Origin of the sequence: Streptomyces sp. DSM 110735 (assembly GCF_016482685.1) — a bacterium.
Classification (GTDB): domain Bacteria; phylum Actinomycetota; class Actinomycetes; order Streptomycetales; family Streptomycetaceae; genus Streptomyces.
The window spans coordinates 36,498-58,495 of sequence record NZ_JACYHF010000021.1 but is presented as its reverse complement, the minus strand read 5'-3'; the positions used below and the strand labels follow the sequence as shown (position 1 = coordinate 58,495).

18 protein-coding genes are annotated in these 21,998 nt (G+C 72.5%); 5 read left to right on the top strand and 13 right to left on the bottom strand.

Annotated elements, in window-relative coordinates; genetic code table 11:
• Nucleotides 1-215 precede the first annotated feature (215 nt).
• From IF655_RS25650 to IF655_RS25640, 3 genes are read left to right on the top strand one after another with little or no spacing between them, the layout of a single operon-like run.
• Nucleotides 216-869, top strand: a complete 654-nt coding sequence (locus tag IF655_RS25650) for a bifunctional DNA primase/polymerase (RefSeq protein ID WP_199587484.1) — start codon at nucleotides 216-218, stop codon at nucleotides 867-869.
• A gap of 57 nt (nucleotides 870-926) precedes the next feature.
• Complete coding sequence (locus IF655_RS25645; RefSeq protein ID WP_199587483.1) at nucleotides 927-1,703, top strand: ABC transporter ATP-binding protein; 777 nt, start codon at nucleotides 927-929, stop codon at nucleotides 1,701-1,703.
• Nucleotides 1,700-3,292, top strand: coding sequence for a transporter (locus IF655_RS25640; RefSeq protein ID WP_199587482.1), 1,593 nt, complete (start codon nucleotides 1,700-1,702; stop codon nucleotides 3,290-3,292). Before IF655_RS25645 ends, IF655_RS25640 begins: the two co-directional genes overlap by 4 nt.
• A gap of 104 nt (nucleotides 3,293-3,396) precedes the next feature.
• Here IF655_RS25640 and IF655_RS25635 read toward each other — a convergent pair whose 3' ends face one another.
• Together IF655_RS25635 and IF655_RS25630 are read right to left on the bottom strand one after the other, a co-directional pair.
• Nucleotides 3,397-4,251, bottom strand: a complete 855-nt coding sequence (locus IF655_RS25635; RefSeq protein ID WP_199587481.1) for an alpha/beta fold hydrolase — start codon at nucleotides 4,249-4,251, stop codon at nucleotides 3,397-3,399.
• A 328-nt stretch (nucleotides 4,252-4,579) separates the two neighbouring features.
• Nucleotides 4,580-5,272 (bottom strand): metal-dependent transcriptional regulator, encoded by a 693-nt coding sequence (locus IF655_RS25630; RefSeq protein ID WP_161179097.1) that lies wholly within the window; start codon nucleotides 5,270-5,272, stop codon nucleotides 4,580-4,582.
• Nucleotides 5,273-5,591: 319 nt separating this feature from the next.
• Between IF655_RS25630 and IF655_RS25625 the strand changes: the two genes are divergently transcribed.
• Nucleotides 5,592-6,347: an SIS domain-containing protein gene (locus tag IF655_RS25625; protein WP_199587480.1), complete on the top strand. Its 756-nt coding sequence runs from the start codon at nucleotides 5,592-5,594 to the stop codon at nucleotides 6,345-6,347.
• Nucleotides 6,348-6,388: 41 nt separating this feature from the next.
• Here the strand turns inward: IF655_RS25625 and IF655_RS25620 are convergent, their stop codons facing one another.
• On the bottom strand, nucleotides 6,389-7,762 hold the full coding sequence (locus IF655_RS25620; protein ID WP_199587479.1) for a PAS domain-containing protein: 1,374 nt from the start codon (nucleotides 7,760-7,762) through the stop codon (nucleotides 6,389-6,391).
• Nucleotides 7,763-8,177: 415 nt separating this feature from the next.
• Complete coding sequence (gene pdxH, locus IF655_RS25615) at nucleotides 8,178-8,864, bottom strand: pyridoxamine 5'-phosphate oxidase (protein ID WP_199587478.1); 687 nt, start codon at nucleotides 8,862-8,864, stop codon at nucleotides 8,178-8,180.
• Nucleotides 8,865-9,060: 196 nt separating this feature from the next.
• Between pdxH and IF655_RS25610 the strand changes: the two genes are divergently transcribed.
• The gene (locus IF655_RS25610) at nucleotides 9,061-10,161 is read left to right on the top strand and encodes a citrate synthase 2 (protein ID WP_199587477.1); all 1,101 of its coding nucleotides are present in this window, start codon (nucleotides 9,061-9,063) and stop codon (nucleotides 10,159-10,161) included.
• A gap of 89 nt (nucleotides 10,162-10,250) precedes the next feature.
• Here IF655_RS25610 and IF655_RS25605 read toward each other — a convergent pair whose 3' ends face one another.
• The 9 genes from IF655_RS25605 to IF655_RS25565 form a co-directional block, all read right to left on the bottom strand.
• Complete coding sequence (locus IF655_RS25605) at nucleotides 10,251-11,279, bottom strand: isopenicillin N synthase family oxygenase (protein ID WP_199587476.1); 1,029 nt, start codon at nucleotides 11,277-11,279, stop codon at nucleotides 10,251-10,253.
• A gap of 269 nt (nucleotides 11,280-11,548) precedes the next feature.
• A complete protein-coding gene (locus IF655_RS25600; RefSeq protein ID WP_199587475.1) occupies nucleotides 11,549-12,157 on the bottom strand; it encodes a TetR/AcrR family transcriptional regulator in 609 nt (202 codons plus the stop codon).
• A complete protein-coding gene (locus IF655_RS25595) occupies nucleotides 12,145-12,879 on the bottom strand; it encodes an enoyl-CoA hydratase family protein (protein ID WP_199587474.1) in 735 nt (244 codons plus the stop codon). Before IF655_RS25595 ends, IF655_RS25600 begins: the two co-directional genes overlap by 13 nt.
• A complete protein-coding gene (locus IF655_RS25590) occupies nucleotides 12,876-14,444 on the bottom strand; it encodes a 4-coumarate--CoA ligase family protein (protein ID WP_199587530.1) in 1,569 nt (522 codons plus the stop codon). The genes IF655_RS25595 and IF655_RS25590 overlap by 4 nt, the downstream gene beginning before the upstream one ends.
• 22 nt (nucleotides 14,445-14,466) lie before the next feature.
• Nucleotides 14,467-15,627, bottom strand: a complete 1,161-nt coding sequence (locus IF655_RS25585; RefSeq protein WP_199587473.1) for an acyl-CoA dehydrogenase family protein — start codon at nucleotides 15,625-15,627, stop codon at nucleotides 14,467-14,469.
• A 54-nt stretch (nucleotides 15,628-15,681) separates the two neighbouring features.
• Nucleotides 15,682-17,562 (bottom strand): biotin carboxylase N-terminal domain-containing protein, encoded by a 1,881-nt coding sequence (locus tag IF655_RS25580; protein WP_199587472.1) that lies wholly within the window; start codon nucleotides 17,560-17,562, stop codon nucleotides 15,682-15,684.
• Nucleotides 17,563-17,567: 5 nt separating this feature from the next.
• Nucleotides 17,568-19,166 (bottom strand): acyl-CoA carboxylase subunit beta, encoded by a 1,599-nt coding sequence (locus tag IF655_RS25575; protein ID WP_199587471.1) that lies wholly within the window; start codon nucleotides 19,164-19,166, stop codon nucleotides 17,568-17,570.
• A gap of 223 nt (nucleotides 19,167-19,389) precedes the next feature.
• The gene (locus IF655_RS25570) at nucleotides 19,390-21,117 is read right to left on the bottom strand and encodes an acyclic terpene utilization AtuA family protein (RefSeq protein WP_199587470.1); all 1,728 of its coding nucleotides are present in this window, start codon (nucleotides 21,115-21,117) and stop codon (nucleotides 19,390-19,392) included.
• A complete protein-coding gene (locus IF655_RS25565) occupies nucleotides 21,114-21,908 on the bottom strand; it encodes a TIGR03084 family metal-binding protein (RefSeq protein WP_199587469.1) in 795 nt (264 codons plus the stop codon). The genes IF655_RS25570 and IF655_RS25565 overlap by 4 nt, the downstream gene beginning before the upstream one ends.
• Nucleotides 21,909-21,998: the final 90 nt, after the last annotated feature.

Here is a 21,998-nt window from a genome sequence, read left to right as displayed (position 1 = left end):
GCCGGGGTAAAGGCGGCAGCCTCTCCCCTCCGGCGGTCCGGCGGCGCCCACCGCGCCCGCTCCCGGACCCCTCGGACGTGGCTACCCGCGCCACACTCCCGACCCTCCCGCGCGCCCCCGTGGATGCACCCATGCGCCCCGGGTGGCGAGCCGGTGCACCTCCCCCGCGCGCGGCCGGGCCGTAACCGACGTCCGGCGGGAGAGTTGAGTGGATCGTGACCGACACGAGCGCGGGCCCCGCAGCCGCCCAGATCCCGCACCAGCGCGCGGAGCCCCTGCTGGAGACCGCCGTACGCTACGCGGACGAGCGGCGCTGGGACGTGGTCGCGGGGAGCTGGCTGGAGACGCTCGACGGCATGGTGTTCTGCTCGTGCGGGGACGAGGAGTGCCCCGCGCCGGGGGCGCATCCGACCCGGCCCGACTGGGCGTCCCTGGCCACCCGCAGCGTGCGGGCGGTGCGCGCGATGTGGCAGCGGCGGCCGACGGCGTCGATCCTGCTGCCGACGGGGCGCACCTTCGACGCGCTGTCCGTCCCGGAGAGCCCGGGTCTGCTCGCGCTGGCCCGCATGAAGCGGATGGGGCTGATCCCGGGTCCGGTGATCCGCACCGCCGACGGCAGGACCCAGTTCTTCGTGCTGCCCGGCGGCGGCGCCAAGACGCCCGACCTGCTGCGCCGCCTGGGCTGGTACCCGCCCTCGCTTGACCTGACCGCCCTCGGCGAGGGCCGCTACGTCGCCGCCCCGCCCTCCCGCGTCGGCACCCGGGGCGCCGCCCAGTGGGCATCCCCGCCGACCCTGGCCAACCGCTGGCTGCCGGACGCGGAGGAGGTGGTCCCGGCGCTGGCGTACGCGTGTGCGCGGGACCGCTGATCACCGAGTGGTCCGGGGCCCTCAACAGGACCGCCGATGTCCCCGTAGGGTTTCGGCATGACCGAGGCAGCAGTGCGGATACGGGGACTCTGGAAGCAGTTCGGGCAGCATGTCGCGGTCGGGGGGATCGATCTCGATCTGCCCGCCGGGAAGTTCATCGGACTGGTCGGTCCCAACGGGGCGGGCAAGACCACCACCCTGTCCATGGTGACCGGGCTGCTCCGGCCCGACCAGGGCAGCGTGGAGATCGCCGGACAGGACGTCTGGCGCGACCCGGTGGCCGTCAAGGCACGCATCGGGGTGCTGCCGGAGGGACTGCGGCTCTTCGAACGGCTGTCGGGGCGGGAACTGCTCGGCTACTCCGGGCGGATGCGCGGGCTGCCCGGCGCCGAGGTCGACAAGCGGGCCACCCAGTTGCTCGACGTGCTCGACCTGGCCGGGGCCCAGCACAAGCTGGTCGTCGACTACTCCACCGGTATGCGCAAGAAGATCGGACTGGCCGCCGCCCTGCTGCACAACCCCGAAGTGCTCTTTCTGGACGAGCCGTTCGAGGGCGTCGACCCGGTCTCCGCGCAGACCATCCGGGGCGTCCTGGAGCGCTACACCGCCTCCGGCGCCACCGTGGTCTTCTCCTCGCACGTGATGGAGCTGGTGGAGTCCCTGTGCGACTGGGTGGCCGTGCTGGCCGCCGGACGCATCCGCGCCACCGGTCCGCTCGCCGAGGTGCGCGGCGAACATCCCACACTCCAGGCGGCGTTCCTCGAACTCGTGGGTGCCCACGACCGCGCCGCCGGGTCCGACCTGGACTGGCTGGGCGGCGGTGCCCCGCGATGACGGCTCTGACCCCCACCCTCGTCCGGCTGAAGCTGTCGCTGCTGCGCGGCGGGCTGCGCCAGTCGGCGGGTCGCCGGGCGGCGTTCGTGTGCTCGGCGATCGCCGCGCTGCTGATCGGTCTGCTCCAGATGACGGGGCTGATCGCGCTCGGCGGGTTCGCGCACGTCGAGAACGTCGTGGTGATCGGCGCGGCGGTGCTCGCGCTCGGCTGGACCGTGATGCCGCTGTTCTTCCCGAGCGGCGACGAGACGCTCGACCCGACCCGGCTGGTGATGCTCCCGCTGCGCCCCCGGCCGCTGGTGCGCGCGCTGCTCGCCGCCTCGCTGGTCGGCATCGGCCCGCTGTACACCCTGCTGGTCCTCACCGGCTGCGCGGTGGCGCTCGCGCACGGACCCGCCGGATGGGTCGCCGCCGCCGTCGCCCTGCCGCTCGCGCTGCTGGTGTGCGTGGCGCTGGCGCGTACGGTCGCGGCGGCCAACGTACGGCTGCTGACCAGCCGCCGGGGACGGGACCTCGCGGTGCTGAGCGGGCTGGTGATCGCCATCGGGGCGCAGGTGCTCAACTTCGGTTTGCAGCGCCTCGGTTCGTCCACCGGGCTCGGGCAGCTCCAGCCGGTGGCGGACGTGCTGTCCTGGGTGCCGCCCGCCTCGGCGCTGGCCGCGGTGCACACGGCGAGCACGGGGTCGTACGGTCTCGCGCTGGCCCAACTGGCCGTGTCCGTGCTCGCGCTGGCGCTGCTGATCGTCGCCTGGGCGCGCAGTCTGACCCGGCTGATGACCGCGCCGGACGGCTCCACGCTCCAGGGCGCCGACACGAACGCCCCCGACCACGCCTCGGCGAGCCTGCTGGGGCGGGTGCTGCCGGGCGGTCGCACCGGCGCCGTCATGGAACGCACCCTGCGCTACATCTGGCGCGACCCCAAGACCAAGGCGGCGTGGGTCACCTCGCTGGCGATCGGGCTGATCGTGCCGGTGTTCAACGCGGTGCAGGGCACCGGGTCGGTCTACTTCGCGTGCTTCGCCTCGGGGATGCTCGGGATGCAGATGTACAACCAGTTCGGGCAGGACGCGTCCGCGTTCTGGATGGTCGCCATGACCATCTCCTCGCCCCGCGACGCCTACGCCGAGCTGCGCGGGCGCGCGCTGGCGCTGCTGCTGATCACCCTGCCGTACGCGCTCCTGGTCACCGTGGTGACGACGGCGCTGCTCGGCGACTGGGACCGGCTGCCCGAGGTGCTCGGGCTGTCCCTGGCGCTGCTGGGGGCGATGCTGGCGACCGGGGCGTGGACGTCGGCGCGGTTCCCCTACTCGATCCCGCAGGAGGGGCACCGGAACGTGGCGCCGGGGCAGGCGGGGCTCGCCTTCGCGGCGATCTTCGGGGGCATGGTGTCGGCGGCGCTGCTGTGTGCGCCGGTGATCGCGGCGGTGATCTGGCTGAACGTCGCGGACGGTGGGGCGCGGTGGGCGTGGGTGCTGCTGCCGCTCGGGGTGGTGTACGGGGCGGGGTTGACCGTGGCGGGGTTGCGGTTGGCCGCGCCGCGGACGGTGGGGCGGTTGCCGGAGATTCTGGTGGCGGTCAGTCGGGGGTGAGGGGGCTGTCTGCGGGTTTTTCGGGTGCGGCGCCGTGTGGGCTGGTCGCGCAGTTCCCCGCGCCCCTGAAAAGACCAAAAACCAGTGGCCCCTGCTGAACAAGCTCAGGACAGGTGGTTCAGGAACGGCTCCACCGCTCTGCGCCATGCTTCCGGCTGGTCGTAGTGGATCAGGTGGCCCGCGTCGGTGATCTCGGCGTATTCGCCTCGGGGGAGGACGCGGACCATTTCCTGGGCTTCGGCGCGGCCGAGTTCGCCGTCGAGACCGCGGACGACGAGGGTGGGGCAGGCGACCTGGGTCAGTTCCTCCCAGTGGGCGTCGTGGACCCAGGTCTCGCGGGTGCGGAGCATGCGCTCGGGCTCGAAGACGGGGCGCCAGCCGTCGGCGCACTCGTGCATGACCTCGGCGTAGAACTCGCCGCGGGTCGGGCTCGGGCGCTCCAGGCGGGGGTCGTCCTCGCCGAACCACTTGCGGACGTCCGCGAGCGTGGCGAAGGGGACCGGCCAGGAGCGGAACCATTCGTCCCACTCGCGCTGCGAGGCGGCGCCGAGGGCGGAGGCGCGCATGTCGCAGATGACGAGCCCGCGCACGAGGTCGGGGCGGCGGGCGGCGAGCTGCCAGGCCGTCAGGGCGCCCATGGCGTGGCCGATGAGGACGGCGGGGGCGAGACCGAGCTGTTCGAGGGCGGCTTCGGCGTCCGCGACGTAGTCCTCGCGGGTGCAGGCTGCCGCGGGAGGGTGTTCGCTGCGGCCGTGGCCGCGCTGGTCGAGCGCCACCGCGCGGTAGCGCTCCGCGAGCCAGCGGGCGGTGGCCGCCCAGTGCGAGGCGCGGCCCATCAGCCCGTGGAGCAGCAGCACGCCGGGGAGGGCGGAGTCGGCCCCTTCCTTGGGCGGGTCCGCGAACTCCCAGGCGGCCAGCCGTACGCCGCCCGCTCCTGTCACGTCGATGCGTCGTGCCATCGCCTGGCACCCCCCAGCCTTGCCTGCCTCGTACCGGTGTACTGCCCTGCCGTCGTCCTATGCCGTGGTTCGTGGTGCTGCTGTCGCAGACTATCGAACTGCTATTCGAACATCGGGTCTGTGCGAGGAACACCCCTCGTTCGAGTGACACCAGAAGAGGAATGATCGCCACCGCCGAGGGGATCTTCTCTGGCGAGGGGGGCGGACCGCTCGGGGAAAAACGGTCCGAGGGTGACCCTGGGAGCTCGGGGCTCCGGGTCACCGTCCGGGGAGGTGAGACCCCGGCGCCGCGGCGGCGCCGGGGTTCTCTTTCGTCCCGGCGCGTCTCTCAGCGCTTGGCGACGAAGACGTGCGAGGCGACCTCCGAGGCCAGCTCGGCGGCCTCGCCGCCGCTGCCGACCAGGACGCCGCCCGCCGACTCGGTCACGCTCACCACGGAACCGGGCTGCACGCCCGCGCGCCGCAGCGTGTACATGAGCTGCGCGTCCGTCTGGATCGGCTCCCCGATCCGGCGGACGACGACCGTCTTGCCGTCCTGGCCCGGGTCGAGGTCGGCCAGCGAGACCATGCCCTCGTCCAGGAACGGGTCGGCGCCGTCCTTCTCCCCCAGCTCCTCAAGACCCGGGATCGGGTTGCCGTACGGCGACTCGGTGGGGTGCCGCAGCAGTTCGAGCACGCGGCGCTCGACCGCCTCGCTCATCACGTGCTCCCAGCGACACGCCTCCGCGTGCACCTGCTCCCACTCCAGCCCGATGACGTCCACCAGCAGGCACTCCGCGAGGCGGTGCTTGCGCATCACCCGCGTGGCCAGCCTGCGGCCCTCGTCGGTCAGCTCCAGATGACGGTCGCTGGCCACGGACACGAGCCCGTCCCGCTCCATCCGCGCCACCGTCTGACTCACGGTCGGCCCGCTCTGGTCGAGCCGCTCCGCGATGCGGGCGCGCATGGGGACGACGCCTTCCTCTTCCAGTTCGAGGATGGTGCGGAGATACATCTCCGTGGTGTCGATCAGTCCGGACATACGTGCCCCTCGATTACCTCTGCCGGAAGCTCACCGCTCCCGGCGCGTGCGCTGGCCCAGACCTCAATTCTGCCGGATACCACCGACAACCGTGCCGCCCCTACGAAACCGGGGTGCGGCGGGGTGACGGGGCGGGGGGAATCGGGGCGGTGATGACGTCGTACGCGGGACCGCCGCCAGGTCCCGCACCCCGAGCCCCCTCACCACGCGCCAACTCCCGCACAGGACACCCGCCGAACCGCCGGAGGCACCCCGTATTGACAGGGTGATGGTCCAGACCGCACCGTGATCCGCGACACCGAGCGCGAAGGGGCACCGTATGAGCGACGGCACGCCTGCCGAACTGTTCTTCGATGCCGCCGCGGAGCTGTTGCGGCGGGTGCGGGAGGAGGAGGGTGGGGCCATCGCGGAGGCGGGGGTCCTGCTGGCGGACACGGTGACGGACGGGGGGCGGCTGTTCGCGTTCGGGGCGGGGCACTCCTCGCTGGCCGCGCAGGACGTGGTCTACCGGGCCGGCGGACTCGCCCTGATGAACCTGCTCGCCGTACCCGGCGTCGTCGGCGTGGACGTCACCCCGGCCACCCTCGGCTCCGCCCTGGAGCGGGTCGACGGGCTCGCGACCGCCGTACTGGACAGCTCACCGGCCCGCGCCGGGGACGCCCTGGTGATCATCTCGCTGTCGGGACGCAACTCCCTGCCCGTCGAGATGGCGCGCGGCGCCCGGGAGCGCGGACTCAAGGTCATCGGCGTCACCTCCGTCGCGTACGCCACCGAGACCGCCTCGCGGCACTCCTCGGGCACCTTCCTCAAGGACCACTGCGACGTCGTGCTCGACTCCAAGATCGCGGTCGGGGACGCGGAGCTGAGCCTGGACTCCGTGCCCGCCCCCTTCGCCCCCGCCTCCACGGTCGTCACCTCGGCGCTGATGCAGGCCGTGATGGCCACCGCCGCCGCCGAACTGGCCGCGCGCGGCATCGAGCCCCCGCTGCTGCGCTCCGGCAACGTCGACGGCGGCCACGACTGGAACGCGCGGATCATGGAGAAGTACGGCGACCGGATCTTCTACCGGCACTAGGGGGCGTCTCCCCGGACACCGGTACCGGCGGCGGACAGGCCCTAGCCCCGGACCGCCGCCGTCAGGTCCAGCGCCGCTCCGATCCGCGCCGCCACCTCCTCCGCGTACGCCACGTCGGACCGGTCGAAGCGCCCCCGCCCCGGCCCGCGCAGGAAGGTGAGCACGCCCAGCGTGCGACCCCGGCTGCGCAGGACCGCGCACAGCGCGTGCGCGGTGTCGGCGGGCCACAGCCGCGCCCGCGCCCACTCGCGCGGGCGCTCGGCGGGACCCGACCCGGCGTCCACCCGCACCGTCCCGTTCCGCTCGCCGCACTGGAGCGCGGGATGTCCGGCGCCGTACCGCACGGGCAGCCCGGAGGTGCCGGGCGGTGTGTCGGGTCCGGGCGTACCGGCGGGGGTGGCGGCGAGCCGTACGAGCCGTACCGAACCCTCCTCCGCGCCGGGCGGCACCGGCGCGACCCGGTCCAGCAGGGCGTGGTCGGCGAAGCCCGCGAGGGCGAACTCCAGGTGGACCACCGCCGCCTCCGCCGGGTCCTCGCACTCGGCGGCGGCACGGGCGGCGCGGTGCAACTGGTTGGAGCGGAAGCGCAACTGGGATGCCTCCCGCTCGCCCTGCCGTGCCTCGGTGACGTCCTGGAAGAGCCAGCCGACCCCGAGCGGTACGGGCTCCTCCGCCAGTGGCGAGGACAGCCGTACGAAGCCGCTGCGCCAGCAGCGCCGCCGCTCGCCCTCGGCGGTCCGCACGCTCACCCACATCTCGGCGGGTCCGGGCGGCGCGCCCTCGGCCAGCACATGGGTCAGCGCGCTCTCCAGCTCCTCCACCCCCTGGGCGAGCAGCTCACCGAGCGGGCGCCCGAGCGCGGACGTACGGCCCACCCCGAGCGCGCGGGCGGCGTGCGCGTTGACGACGGCGGGCCGCAGATCGGCGTCGACCAGGACGACACCCCAGGACGCATCCTCGAACAGCGCCTCGCTGAGCGCGATCGACCGCTCCAGGTCGATCTGCGCGTGCACCTCGCTGAAGGCGCAGTACAGCCCGGCAGGGCTGCCGTCGGGACCGCGCACGGCGGCGGACTGGGTCCGGACGAGCACCCGTCCGCCGTCCTTGGTGACCAGCGCGAACTCGTGCACCTGCCGTCCCGGCGCCCGCATCGCGGACATCAGCCGCCGCTGCACCTCCTCGGCGTCCGCGCTGCGCACCGCCCACCCGGCGAACCCCGCCCGCCCGACCGCCTCGGCCGCGCTCCACCCGAGGATCCGCTCCGCCTCACGGTTCCAGTGGGTCACGACCCCCTCGGCGTCGAAGGCGCACAGGGCCGCGTCCATGCCGTCCAGCAGCGCGGCGAGCAAGTCCTCCCCGCCCGGCTCCCCCGGCCCCAGCTCGTCGGTGGCCCCACCGCGCCGGGAAGCACTCACCCTGGACCCCCTGGAGGCTGCGTCGGGCACACCCCTCGGCGCCCGTTCCGCTCACTGGCCTGCATCGTTCGCCTGTCATTCAACTCGACAGTGACCCGGAACACATCAGGTTCTCGCAAGATTGCGGGCGTCGCGAAAAAAGAGTTGAGCCGCTCCGGTCCACTGCCTAGGCTGCGAAGCAAGCAGAAGGGAGGTGATCGGGTACATGTGTGAAACCCGGACGCGTGAGGTGGCTGCGGGCTAGCGGCCCGTCACCACACCGAGTTGCGGTGCCGGAACAGCGCGTGTGAATGCGCGCCGCCGGCCAATCCATCGCAGTCGCCCGACCCGTGAGCTCGCCGGTAACGTCCGGCCGGCCCTCCGCCCCGGCGGAGGACCCGAGCTCACGGGTCGTCTGCGTTTCCACAGGTCGGCGTCAGGGGCTCAGGCGGTCGACCGTCCAGGTGCCGTCCGGGAGGGCGGCGTAGCGGAGGCGGTCGTGGAGCCGGTTCTCGCGCCCCTGCCAGAACTCGACGGTCTCGGGCGCGACGCGGAAGCCGCCCCAGTGCGGCGGGACGGGGACCTCCGCGCCCTCGGGGTAGCGGGCGCCGAGCGCGGCGTACGCCTCGTCCAGTTCGGCGCGGGAGCCGACGACCGTGGACTGCGCGCTGGCCCAGGCGCCGAGCTGGGAGCCGTGCGGGCGGCTGTGGAAGTACGCGGCGGTCTCCTCGCGGCTCGTGCGGCGGGCGACGCCCGAGACGATGACCTGGCGGGCGATCGGATGCCAGGGGAAGAGCAGCGAGACGTACGGGTTCCCGGCCAGGTCACGCGCCTTGTGGGAGTCGTAGTTGGTGTAGAAGACGAAGCCCTCGGTGTCGTAGCCCTTCATCAGGACCGTGCGCGAGCCGGGGCGCCCGGCGGGGTCCACCGTGGAGACGACCATCGCGTTGGGCTCGTACAGCGTGCCGTGGACGGCGGCGCGTGCCGCGTCCGCGAACCAGCGCGCGAACTGGTCCATCGGGTGGCCCGCGAGATCCGGCTCGTCCAGTCCCCGGGCGCGGTACTGCTTGCGCATGAACGCGGGGTCGGTGGCGGGGTCGGGCATCGTGTCGCGATCGGTCACGCGGTCATCCTGCCGTATGGGGGCGTACGGACCTCGCGGTGCGCCTCCCTCTAACGTGGCACTGAGTGCCGCAAGGTCTCCCCAAACCTGGCACTCAGGGCTATCGTGCTGGTTCCCGCCCCGTCTCCGGGTGACCCCCGGTCGTACGGGGCATGACCGGTGTGACCGCCGCCGACCCAGCATGAGGAGCCGCCTTATGTCCGAGTTCGTACCCGGGCTAGAGGGAGTCGTCGCCTTCGAGACGGAGATCGCCGAGCCGGACAAGGAGGGCGGCGCCCTGCGGTACCGGGGCGTCGACATCGAGGACCTGGTCGGCCACGTGTCCTTCGGGAACGTGTGGGGACTGCTGGTCGACGGTGCCTTCGACCCCGGTCTGCCGCCCGCCGAGCCGTTCCCGATCCCGGTGCACTCCGGGGACATCCGCGTGGACGTGCAGTCCGCGCTGGCCATGCTGGCCCCCGTGTGGGGCCTCAAACCGCTGCTGGACATCGACGCCGAGCAGGCACGCGACGACCTCGCCCGCGCCGCCGTCATGGCGCTGTCGTACGTCGCCCAGTCCGCGCGCGGGCAGGGGCTGCCGATGGTGCCGCAGAACGAGATCGACAAGGCGCGGTCGGTGGTCGAGCGGTTCATGATCCGCTGGCGCGGCGAGCCGGACCCGAAGCATGTCGCCGCCGTGGACGCGTACTGGACCTCCGCCGCCGAGCACGGCATGAACGCGTCCACCTTCACGGCGCGGGTCATCGCCTCCACCGGCGCGGACGTCGCCGCCGCGCTGTCGGGTGCCGTCGGGGCGATGTCCGGTCCCCTCCATGGCGGGGCGCCCTCCCGCGTGCTCGGCATGATCGAGGAGATCGAGCAGACCGGGGACGCGGAGGGGTGGGTCAAGCAGGCGCTCGACCGGGGTGAGCGGCTCATGGGCTTCGGGCACCGGGTCTACCGGGCCGAGGACCCCCGGGCGCGGGTGCTGCGGCGCACCGCGCGGGAGCTGGGGGCGCCCCGGTACGAGATCGCGGAGGCGCTGGAGAAGGCGGCGCTGGAGGAGCTGCACAACCGGCGGCCGGATCGTGTGCTGGCCACCAACGTGGAGTTCTGGGCGGCTATCCTGCTCGACTTCGCCGAGGTGCCGGCGCACATGTTCACGTCGATGTTCACGTGTGCGCGGACCGCTGGGTGGTCGGCGCACATTCTTGAGCAGAAGCGGACCGGGCGCCTGGTGCGGCCTTCAGCGAAGTATGTGGGGCCCAGCTCTCGGCGGCCGGAGGACATTCCTGGGTTTGCGGGGATCGCCCACTGAGATGGGTGGTTGGGGCGCGTGGCGGCTGCGGACCGGTTGTGGCTGGTCGCGCAGTTCCCCGCGCCCCTGAAAGACAAAAGACAAAAACCTTACGCCGGGGTCAGCAGGCTCGCGTGGTGTCGCTCCGCCACCAGCGGGTGCGCTCGCAGCTTGCCCTTCAGTTCGTTGTAGCCGTACTCCGCGTACAGCGGGTTCGTCGGGTCCGTCGTCACGCCCGGGGCGGCATCCGCGTGGGGGAAGGGCAGCGGAGCGATCTTCGCGTCCAGGCGGGGGTTGTAGAAGAACGGGACCGAGAAGCGTTCCGTGGCTCCGGGCGGGCTGACGACGCGGTGGTTGGTGGCGAGGAGGTAGCCGTTGGTGGCAACCTCCAGGAGTTCACCGAGGTTGACGACGAACGCGCCGTCCAGGGGCGGGACTTCGTGGAAGCGGCCGTCCTCGCGCTGGACCTGGAGACCGCCGACGGAGTCCTGGAGGAGCAGGGTGAGGAAGCCGTAGTCCTTGTGGGCGCCGACGCCCTGGTCGGTGCCGTCGCCCGCGCTGCCGGGGTAGCGGACCAGCTTGAGGTGCGGGTGGGCGTGGGCGCCGAAGATCGGGTCGTAGAAGTCCGCCGGGGCACCGATGGCGGTCAGGAGCTCGTGCAGCAGGCGCTGGGCGACCGCGCTGAGCTTGTCGATCCAGGCGAGGGCGGCGGTGCGCAGCTCGGGCAGGGCGGCGGGCCACTGGTTGGGTCCCTGGAGCCACCAGTACGGCGGCTCGTCCGGTCCGGGCACGCGGGCGGGGCGCTCGGCGCCGATGTCGAGCTGGTCGCGCCAGTCGCGGGCACCGGCGGTGCGCTCGTCGCCGGTGCGCGTGTAGCCCCGGAAGTGCGGGGAGTTGACGTTGTCCAGGGCGAGCCGGTCCGCCTCCGGCAGCGCGAAGAAGGAGCGCATCGCGGTGAGCAGGGCGTCGGTCTCGTCCTGGGTCACCCCGTGCCCGACGAGCTGGAAGAAGCCCACGTCATGGGCGGCGGAGTGCAGCCGCTCATGGAGCAGGGCACGCTCCTCGGGACCGCGGTCTGCGGCCGAAAGGTCGATGATCGGGAGCTGGGCGTACGACGGGTTCGTCGCGTGAGTCGTCATGGCGCGTCCGCGGGTGTACGGGGCACGGGCGGCCGCGGGGGTGTGCGGCCCCCGGGTGCCGGAAAGGAAGAGACGAGAAGAAGGGGGCTGGGTCAGGCGGAACGCCGACAGCCCATGCTCGTGACGCGCACGTAGTCCACGTGGCGGCGGCGAACGAGCATCGGAAGCATGGGCCAAGAGTACTGCGATGCCCGGAATACGGATGTGACGGCCGTCACCTGCACCCCGGGCGTCGCAGAGCTTGCCCCCCCTGCCGCGCCTGCCCGGGTCTACTCCCCCAGCGCCTCGTCCAGCAGGACCGCCCACTGGGCCACGACCCGCTCGCGGCGGGCGGTGTCGTCGGTGAGGAGGGTGGCGAGACCGAGACCGCGGGCCAGGTCGAGGAGCCCCTGGACGGTTTCGCGGACGCCGGGGCGGGACTCGTCGGCGTCGAGGAGTTCGACGGCGATGCGGTGGCACTCGCGGCCGACGCGTGCCTCCAACTCCGTCACGCGTCCGCGCAGTTGCTCCTCGTTCGAGGCGGCCACCCACAGGTGCAGGGCGGCGCGGAAGAGGGGTCCGGTGAAGAGACCGATCAGGGCGGAGATCACGGCGCGCCGGTCGCCCGGACCGTCGGGAAACAGCTCGCGGAGGGCGACGGAGCGGCTTTCCGCCACGTACTCGACGGCGGCGGTGAAGAGGTCCTCGCGGGTGGGGAAGTGGTGCTGCGCGGCGCCCCGGGAGACGCCCGCGCGCTCGGCGACGACCGCGACCGTGGAGCCCGCCCAGCCGTACTCGGCGAGGCAGGACACGGCGGCTTCCAGGAGCCGCTGCCGGGTGGCCCGGCTGCGGTCCTGCTTGGGTACGCGGTCGCGTTCCGCCGTACTCACACCACCCATGCCGCATCCCGTCTTTCCAGGAAGGCTGTCATCCCCTCCCGGGCCCCGGGGGCGGAGAACAGCCGGGCCGAGAGGGCGGTCAGGTCCGCCGCGTCCCGGTCGAATGTCTCCAGCACCCTAGCCGTGAGCAGCCGTTTCGTCGCGGTCAGGGCCTCGGGCGAGGAGCGGCGCAGTCCGTCGAGGACGGGCGCGAGGACGTCGTCCACGTCGTCACCGGAGGCGGTGAGCAGACCGAGGCGTACGGCTTCGGCGGGGTCGAAGCGCTCGCCGGTGAGGTAGTAGCGGGCGAGCGCGCGCGGGTCGGCGCGCGGCAGCACCGGCAGGGAGATCACCGCCGGGGCGACCCCGATCCGTACCTCGGTGAAGGCGAAGGTCGCCTCGCGCGAGGCGGCGGTGATGTCGCAGGCGGCGAGCAGCCCGAGCCCGCCCGCGCGCACGTGCCCGGTGACCCGCGCCACCACCGGCTGGGGCAGCTCCACGATCTGCCGCAACAGCCCCACCAGCGCGTCCGGCGGGGGCGGGTCGCGCAGATCGGCGCCCGCGCAGAAGGTGCCGCCGGTGTGGGTGAGGACGACCGCCCGGACGCCGGGGTCCTTCCCGCAGTCGGCGAGGGCGTCGGCGAGCGCGGCGACGAGGGGCGCGGAGAGGGCGTTGCGGGTGTCCGGGGAGTCCAGGCTGAGGGTCTCCACGCCCCGTTCGCGGGAGCGTCCGACAACGGTCATGAGCGCTCCCTCAGTTCGCGGCGCAGGATCTTCCCGGAGGCGGCGCGCGGCACGGAGTCGGTGAAGGTCACCCGCCGCACCCGTTTGTACGGCGCGACGTGCTCGGCGACGTACAACATCACCTCGTTCTCGCCGAGTTCGGGCGCGTCCGGGCGGCGGACGACGAAGGCGTGCGGGATCTCGTTGCCCTCGTCGTTCACCGCTCCGACGACCGCCGCGTCCGCGATGCCGGGGTGGGTCAGCAGCAGCGCCTCCAGTTCGGCGGGTGCCACCTGGAACCCCTTGTACTTGATGAGTTCCTTCACCCGGTCCACCACGAACAGCCAGCCGTCCGCGTCGACTTGACCCACGTCACCGGTGTGCAGCCAGCCGTCCGCGTCGATCGTCTCGGCGGTGGCGTCGGGGCGGTTGAGGTAGCCCTTCATCACCTGCGGACCCCGGATCAGGATCTCGCCCGCCTCCCCGGCGCCGAGGTCCTTGCCGGGGTCGTCCAGGGAGACGATCCGCATCTCGGTGCCCGCGATCAGCTTGCCCGCGGTGCCGGGCGGCGCCTCGCGCAGCAGGTCGAGCGGGACGACATGGGTGCCGGGCGACAGCTCGGTCATGCCGTACGCCTGCCCCAGCGGCGGCAGCCCGAGCCGCTCGGCGCAGGCGGCGGCGAGGGAGGCGTCCAGCGGGGCGGCGGCGCTGATCACGTACTTCAGCGAGGAGAGGTCGTAGCGCTCGACCGAGGGGTGCTTGGCGAGGGCGAGGACGATCGGCGGGGCGACGTAGAGCCCGGTGATGCGGTGGGTCTCGATGGCCGCGAGGAAGGTGTCCAGCTCGAAGCGGGGCAGCACGACGACGGTGGCGCCCTGCCGCAGGGGCGCGTTCATCAGGGCGGTGAGACCGTAGATGTGAAAGAGCGGGAGGACGGCGAGGATGCGGTCGTCCGGCTCCGCCCTTATCGCCGGGTCCAGTTGGGCGAGGTTGGTGACGATCTGCCGGTGGGTGAGCATCACCCCCTTGGGCACACCGGTGGTCCCGGAGGAGTACGGCAGGACGGCGATGTCCTCGGCGGGGTCGAGCGCGATCTCCGGCTCGGGTCCGTCGCTCGCCAGCATGTCGACCAGGGAGCGGTGTCCGGGCGCGCTGTCGCACACGATGATCTCCCGTACCCCGCCAGCGAGTTCGGCGGCGCGGCGGGCGGCAGGGAGCAGCGGGGAGACGGTGACGATCCAGCGCGCCCCGCTGTCCTCCAACTGCCGGGCGAACTCCTCGGGGGTCGCGAGCGGATGGGCGGTGGTGACGGTGGCGCCCGCGCGGGTCGCCGCGTAGAACGCCAGTGGGAACGCCAGGGTGTTGGGGCTGTGCAGGGCAAGGACGTCCCCCTTGCGCACCCCCGCCTCCGCGAACGCCGCCGCCAACCGTCGGTGGAACCGGTCCAGTTGCTCGTAGGTCAGGGTCGTGCCGTCGGTGCCGTCGATGAGCGCGGGTCGCTCCCCGAAGGCGGCGGCACCGCCCAGCACCGCGTCGTGGACGGGGAGTTCTACGGGCGGTACGTCGTCGTACGCGCTGTGGAACACGGTTCCTCCAACGGGCATGTGCCTAGTAGGACTTGGGGAGACCGAGGGTCTGGTGGGAGATGTAGTTGAGGATCATCTCCCGGCTCACCGGCGCGATACGGGCCACCCGGGCGCCGGTGATGAGGGAGGCGAGCCCGAACTCGCGGGTGAGACCGTTGCCGCCGAGGGTGTGGACCGCCTGGTCGACCGCCTTCACACAGGCTTCCCCGGCCGCGTACTTGGCCATGTTGGCCGCCTCGCCCGCGCCGATGTCGTCCCCGGCGTCGTAGAACTGGGCTGCCTTCTGCATCATCAACTTGGCCAGTTCCAGGTCGATGTGTGCCTGCGCGAGGGGGTGTGCGATCGCCTGGTGGGCGCCGATGGGGACGTTCCACACCGTGCGCTCGCGGGCGTACTCCACCGCACGGGCGAGGGCGTAGCGCCCCATGCCGATCGCGAACGCCGCCGTCATGATCCGCTCGGGGTTCAGCCCGGCGAAGAGCTGGAGCAGCCCGGCGTCCTCGTCACCGACGAGCGCGTCGGCGGGCAGCCGTACGTCGTCCAGGACCAGCTCGAACTGCTTCTCGGCGGCGTTGACTTCCATGTCGATCTGGTGGCGCGTGAAGCCGTCCGCGTCGCGCGGGACGATGAAGAGGCAGGGCTTGAGCCTGCCCGTGCGGGCGTCCTCGGTGCGGCCGACGATCAGCGTGGCGTCCGCCTGGTCGACACCGGAGACGAAGACCTTGCGGCCGGTGAGCAGCCAGTCGTCGCCGTCGCGGCGGGCGGTGGTGGTGATGCGGTGGGAGTTGGAACCGGCGTCGGGTTCGGTGATGCCGAAGGCCATGGTGCGGGTGCCGTCGGCGAGTCCGGGGAGCCAGGTGCGCTTCTGGTCCTCCGTACCGAAACGGGCGATCACTGTTCCGCAGATGGCGGGGGAGACGACGAGCATGAGGAGGGGGGAGCCTGCCGCGCCCAATTCCTCCAGGACTATGGAGAGTTCGGCTATGCCGCCGCCTCCGCCTCCGTATTCCTCGGGGAGGTTGACGCCGAGGTAGCCGAGTTTGCCTGCGTCGGACCAGAGTTCGGTGGGGTGTCGTCCCTCGGTTATGGCGCGGGTTATGTAGTCGCGGCCGTAGCGGTTGCCGAGGGCGGAGACGGCCTTGCGGAGTGACCGGTGTTCTTCGGATTCGATGAGGGTCGTCATTCTTTTCCTCCGGGTGCGGCTTGTTCGTGGCTGGTCGCGCAGTTCCCCGCGCCCCTAGGCATCTCGCACCACTGCCAGCAACACGCCCGGCTCCACCTGCTGGCCGAGTTTGGCGTGCAGCTCTGTCAGGGTGCCGCCCGTCGGGGCTGTGATCAGGTGCTGCATCTTCATCGCCTCCAGCCAGATCAGGGGCTGGCCGGAGGTGACCTCGGTGCCCTCGGTCAGGTGCTCCGCGATGCGGACGACCGTGCCGGGCATGGGGGCGAGGAGGGAGCCGGGGGCGTGGTCGGGGCGGGGGTCGGGGAAGCGGGGCAGGGCGGTGAGGGGGGTGGTGTTGACGTACACCTGGTCGCCGTAGCGGGCGATGTCGAACTTCCGCTCCACGCCGTCCACTTCAAGGACGACGAGGGCGGGTTCGGCGCGGACCACGCGGACGCCGTCCGCCGTCGGACCGGTCCGGGTGTGGCGGTAGGTCGCCTCGGTCTCCTCGCCCGCCATCTCGTACCGCTTCACCTGTGGCGCCGAGGGCACGTTGCGCCAGCCGCCGAAGCGGGAGCCGGAGTGGGAGCGGGTGCCGGTGCCGGTGCCGGTGCGGCTTGCGGCGTCCGCGAGGGCGGCGGCCAGGGGGGCGTACGGGTCGGGGGCGGGCTCGGTGAGGGTGGGGAGGTGGCGGTCGTAGAAGCCGGTGTCCATGCGGGCGGCAGTGAACTCCGGGTGCCGCAGCGAGCGGACGAGCAGGTCGCGGTTGGTGACCGGACCGTGGACCGCCGCCCGCTCCAGGGCGCCCGCGAGGGCGCGGACTGCCTCGGCGCGGGTCGGCGCGTGGACGACCACCTTGGCGAGCATGGGGTCGTAATGGACGCCGACCGTGTCGCCGTCGCCGTATCCGGCGTCCAGGCGGACACCCGGTACCGCGAGCCGGTGCAGGGTGCCGGTCTGCGGGGCGAAGCCGCGTGCCGGGTCCTCGGCGTAGAGGCGTGCCTCGACGGCGTGCCCGTGCGCGGACGGCGGGTCGAGGGGCAGGGCGTGGCCCTCGGCGATCCGGATCTGCTCGGCCACCAGGTCGAGCCCGAACACCGCCTCCGTGACGGGGTGTTCGACCTGGAGCCGGGTGTTCATCTCCAGGAAGTGCGCCCTGCCGTCGGCCACGAGGAACTCGACGGTGCCCGCGCCCTCGTACGACACGGCGCGCGCGGCGCGTACCGCCATCGCGTACAGCTTCTCGGTGAGTGCGGCCGGCAGCCCCGGCGCCGGCGCCTCCTCGACGACCTTCTGGTGACGGCGCTGGAGGGAGCAGTCGCGGGTGCCGAGGGTCCAGACGGTGCCGTGGGTGTCGGCGAGGATCTGCACCTCGACATGGCGACCGCGCTCGATGTACGGCTCGACGAACACCTCCCCGTCCCCGAAGGCGCTCGCGGCTTCGGCGCGGGCTGCGTCCAGCGCACCGGGCAGCTCCTCCAGGCGGCGTACGACGCGCATCCCGCGCCCGCCGCCGCCCGCCGCGGCTTTCACCAGCACGGGGAGGTCCGCTTGTGTGACGGCGGCCGAGTCGAGCGGGGCGACGCCCATCAGCTCCTTGGCGCGGGTCTTGGACGCCATCGCCTCGATCGCCTCCGGTGGCGGACCGATCCAGACCAGCCCGGCGTCCAGGACGGCGCGGGCGAAGTCGGCGTTCTCGGAGAGGAAGCCGTAGCCGGGGTGCACGGCGTCCGCGCCCGCCGCGAGGGCGGCCTTCACGATGAGGTCGCCGCGCAGATACGTCTCGGCGGGTGCCGCGCCGGGGAGCCGTACCGCTGTGTCCGCCACACATGTGTGCAGCGCACCCTCGTCGGCGTCGGAGCGCACGGCGACGGTGCGGATGCCCAGGTCGGCGCAGGTGCGGAAGATCCGGCAGGCGATCTCGCCCCGGTTGGCCACGAGCAGGCTGGAAATCATGGGCCTCACATCCGGAAGACGCCGAAGCCGCCACGGGCGCCCTGGTAGGGGGCGGTGTGTAGGGCGGACAGACATATGCCGAGGACGGTTCGGGTGTCGCGGGGGTCTATGACGCCGTCGTCGTAGAGGCGTCCGGACAGGAACATGGGCAGCGACTCGGACTCGATCTGCTGCTCCACCATGGTGCGCAGCGCGGCGTCCGCCTCCTCGTCGTAGGGCTGCCCCTTGGCCGCCGCCGACTGCCGGGCGACGATCGACAGCACTCCGGCGAGCTGCTGGGGTCCCATGACGGCGGACTTGGCGCCGGGCCAGGCGAACAGGAAGCGGGGGTCGTAGGCGCGACCGCACATGCCGTAGTGCCCGGCGCCGTAGGACGCGCCCATGAGGACGGAGAGGTGGGGCACCTTCGAGTTGGACACCGCGTTGATCATCATGGCGCCGTGCTTGATGATCCCGCCCTGTTCGTACTCCTTGCCGACCATGTAGCCGGTGGTGTTGTGCAGGAACAGCAGCGGGATGTCGCGCTGGTTGGCGAGCTGGATGAACTGGGCGGCCTTCTGCGACTCCTCGCTGAACAGCACCCCGCGCGCGTTGGCCAGGATGCCGACCGGGTAGCCGTGCAGCTCGGCCCAGCCGGTGACCAGGCTCGTGCCGTACAGCGGCTTGAACTCGTCGAAGTCGGACGCGTCGGTGATGCGGGCGATCACCTCGCGCGGGTCGAAGGGGGTGCGCAGATCGCCGGGGACGATCCCGAGCAGCTCCTCGGGGTCGTACTTCGGCGGCTCGGCTGGTCCCGGATCGCCGTGCGCCTTGCGGTGGTTGAGCCGCGCGACCACCCGGCGCGCCTGGCGGATCGCGTCCCGCTCGTCCACCGCGAAGTGATCGGCGAGCCCGGAGGTGCGGGCGTGCATCTCGGCGCCGCCCAGCGACTCGTCGTCGCTCTCCTCGCCGGTCGCCATCTTCACGAGCGGCGGACCGCCCAGGAACACCTTCGCCCGCTCCTTGACCATGATCACGTGGTCCGACATCCCGGGGATGTACGCGCCGCCCGCCGTGGAGTTGCCGAACACCACCGCGACGGTCGGAATGCCCTCGGCCGACAGCCGGGTCAGGTCCCGGAAGATCGCCCCGCCGGGGATGAAGATCTCCTTCTGCGAGGGCAGATCGGCGCCGCCGGACTCGACCAGGCTGATACAGGGCAGCCGGTTGACGCGGGCGATCTCGTTCGCCCGCAGCGCCTTCTTCAGGCTCCACGGGTTGCTCGCACCGCCGCGCACGGTCGGGTCGTTGGCGGTGATCAGGCACTCCACGCCCTCCACCACACCGATCCCGGTGACGAGCGACGCCCCGACCGTGTACTCACTGCCCCACCCGGCCAGCGGCGACAGCTCCAGGAACGGCGTGTCGGGATCGAGCAGCAACTCGATCCGCTCCCGCGCGAGCAGCTTCCCGCGCTTACGGTGCCGGGCCACATATTTCTCCCCACCACCCGCGAGCGCCTTGCCATGTTCGGCCTCCAGCTCGGCCAGCTTGCCGAGCATGACCTCACGGTTGGCCTGGAAGTCGGGGGCGGTGGGGTCGAGGGAGGTGGGGAGGACGGTCATGTGGTGTCTCCGGGTCGGTGGGCGGGAGTGCCGGAGGGAGTGAAGGGCCGCCCTTCACGGGACGACGGGCGAGGCGACCGAGGGGTGTTCGATGCCGACCCTCCGGGCGACCAGGGTCGGCCGCAGGCCACTCCGCGTGGCTTGGGTGGGCGTCGTGGCTTCCGTGGCTGTCGCGGTTGCCGTGGCTGAGGCGGCTTGGGGGACCGAGGCGGCTCGGGAGGCGTCACAACAGCCCCTCCGGGATGTCCACATGGCGGGCGCGGAGCCATTCGCCGAGGGCTTTCGCCTGGGGGTCGAAGCGGTGGCGGGCGGCTACTCCGGCGCCGAGGATGCCGGTGACGACGAAGTTGAGGGCGCGCAGACGGGGCAGTACGTGCCGGGTGACGGGCAGGTCGCGGGCTTCGGGGATCAGCTCGCGGAACCGGTCGACGGTCAGCTCGTGCGCGAGCCAGCGCCAGGCGTCGTCGGAACGCGCCCACACCCCGACGTTGGCGTCCCCGCCCTTGTCGCCGCTGCGGGCCCCGGCGAGCAGACCGAGGGGTGCGCGACGGGTGGGACCGCCTGGCGGGAGGGGCTCGGGGAGGACCGGGTCCGGGACGTCGTCCAGATCGCGCGTGTCCTGGGGTGGCGCCACATGGATGCGGCGACCGTCGGGGAGGACGGCTATGTGGTCGGCGGCACCATGGGGCACGTACACACCCTCGAAGACCCCATAGGGATCGCCCTTTCCGGGTGGTGCCAGCACATGGAAGCCGGGGTAACTGGCGAGAGCCAGCTCGATCGCGGCTCCGCTCAGCGCGCGCCCCACGACCTGCGGGTCACTGTCCCGTACGACGAGCCGCAGCAGGGCGGTCGCCGTCTCCTCGGTGTCGGCGTCGGACCGGTCGGTGCGTACGAGTTCCCAACTAGTCTCCGCCGGGGGCGACTTGGCGAGCGCGTCGCTCATCTGCTCGCGCACCAGCGCCGCCTTGGCCTCGATGTCGAGCCCGGTCAGGACGAAGGCGACCTCGTTGCGGAACCCGCCGAGCCGGTTGAGCCCGACCTTGAGCGTGGGCGGCGGTGCCTCTCCCCGTACGCCGGTGATCCGCACCCGGTCGGGCCCGTCCTGGTGGAGCCGTACGGTGTCCAGCCGGGCGGTGACATCGGGTCCCGCGTATCGCGCGCCCCCCGTCTCGTACAGCAACTGCGCGGTGACCGTCCCAGTGTCCACGAAGCCGCCGGTGCCGGGGTGTTTGGTGATGACGCTGCTGCCGTCGGCGTGGATCTCGGCCAGCGGAAACCCGGGGCGGCGTACGTCGCCGTCCCCGAAAAACGCGTAGTTCCCGCCCGTCGCCTGCGTCCCGCACTCCAGCACATGTCCGGCGACCACAGCCCCGGCGAGCCGGTCGTGGTCCCCCGGTCCCCAGCCGAAGTGCGCGGCGGCGGGACCGGTGACGAGGGCGGCGTCAGTCACCCGCCCGGTGATCACGACGTCGGCGCCCGCGCGCAGACACTCCGCGATGCCGAAGCCGCCGAGGTAGGCATGTGCGGCGAGCACACCGGGATGGGCGGCGGTGAGGTCGTCCCCCTCCACATGTGCGACCCGCACAGGTATCCCCAACCGGTCCGCCAACCCCCGTACCGCGTCCGCGAGTCCCGCCGGATGGAGTCCGCCCGCGTTGGTGACGATCCGCACCCCGCGCTCGTGCGCGAGCCCGAGGCAGTCCTCCAACTGGCGCGGGAACGTGCGGGCGTACCCGGCGTTCGGGTCCTTCAGCCGGTCGCGGGCGAGGATCAGCATGGTGAGTTCGGCGAGGTAGTCACCGGTGAGGACGTCCACCTCGCCCCCGGTGAGCATCTCGCGCAGGGCGTCGGCGCGGTCGCCGTAGAAGCCGGAGAAGTTGCCGATGCGGAGGGGCGCGACGGGCTGGGGCGCGGTCTCGGCGGGCGGGCTCGGCTCGGGCGGAGTCACCGGTCCGCCTCCCCCGGTGCGCGCCCCGGTCCTGGCGGTCCCGCGAATGCCTGGGCGATGTCCAGCCACCGGTCGGCGTCCGGTCCCACGGCGATCAGCGCCAGGTCGGCGCAGTGGGCGCGCTGGGTGACCAGCAGGCAGAAGTCGAGGGCGGGACCGGTGACGCGCTGCGCGGCATCGGGCGGGCCGTAGGACCACACCTCGCCGGACGGGCTCACGAGTTCCACCCGGAACTCCTCGTCCGGCGGCGTCAGCCCGTGCACCCCGTAGGCGAAGTCCCGTGTCCGCACTCCGAGCCGGGCCACATGCCGGAGCCGGTCCGTAGGGGTCCGCACCACACCCAGGGCGGCGGCGACGTCCAGCCCGTGCGCCCAGGTCTCCATGATCCGTGCCGTTGCCATGGAGGCGGCGGACATGTGGGGTCCGTACCAGGGGAACCGCGCCCCCGCCGGTGCGTCCCGCAGCGCCCGCTCCAGCGCTGCCCGGTCCGCGCGCCACCCCGCCAGCAGCTCGGCGGGGGCGAGCCGCGCCCCTTCCTCCGCGCCCTCGTCCACGAAGGAACCGGGCGCGGCGAACGCCTTCTCCACCAGCACCCGGAAACCGCCGGGATCGGTCACCGCGATCAACGCGGACCGGTCGGTCCAGGCAAGGTGCGCGATCTGATGGGCCACGGTCCAGTTGGGCGCCGGGGTGGGCAACGCCCACTGCTCCGCGCTCAACTCCCCCACAAGTAGATCGAGTTCAGCACTCTCGGCACGCAAGTCGTCAATGACGGGCGTCGGGTCGGCCATGGAGGGGAGCATGGCAGCGCCCCGAGAAACAATCAAGCGTGCTTGCATGAAAAAAATCGGCCATCGCGGCGCCTTCACCGACCGGTACCG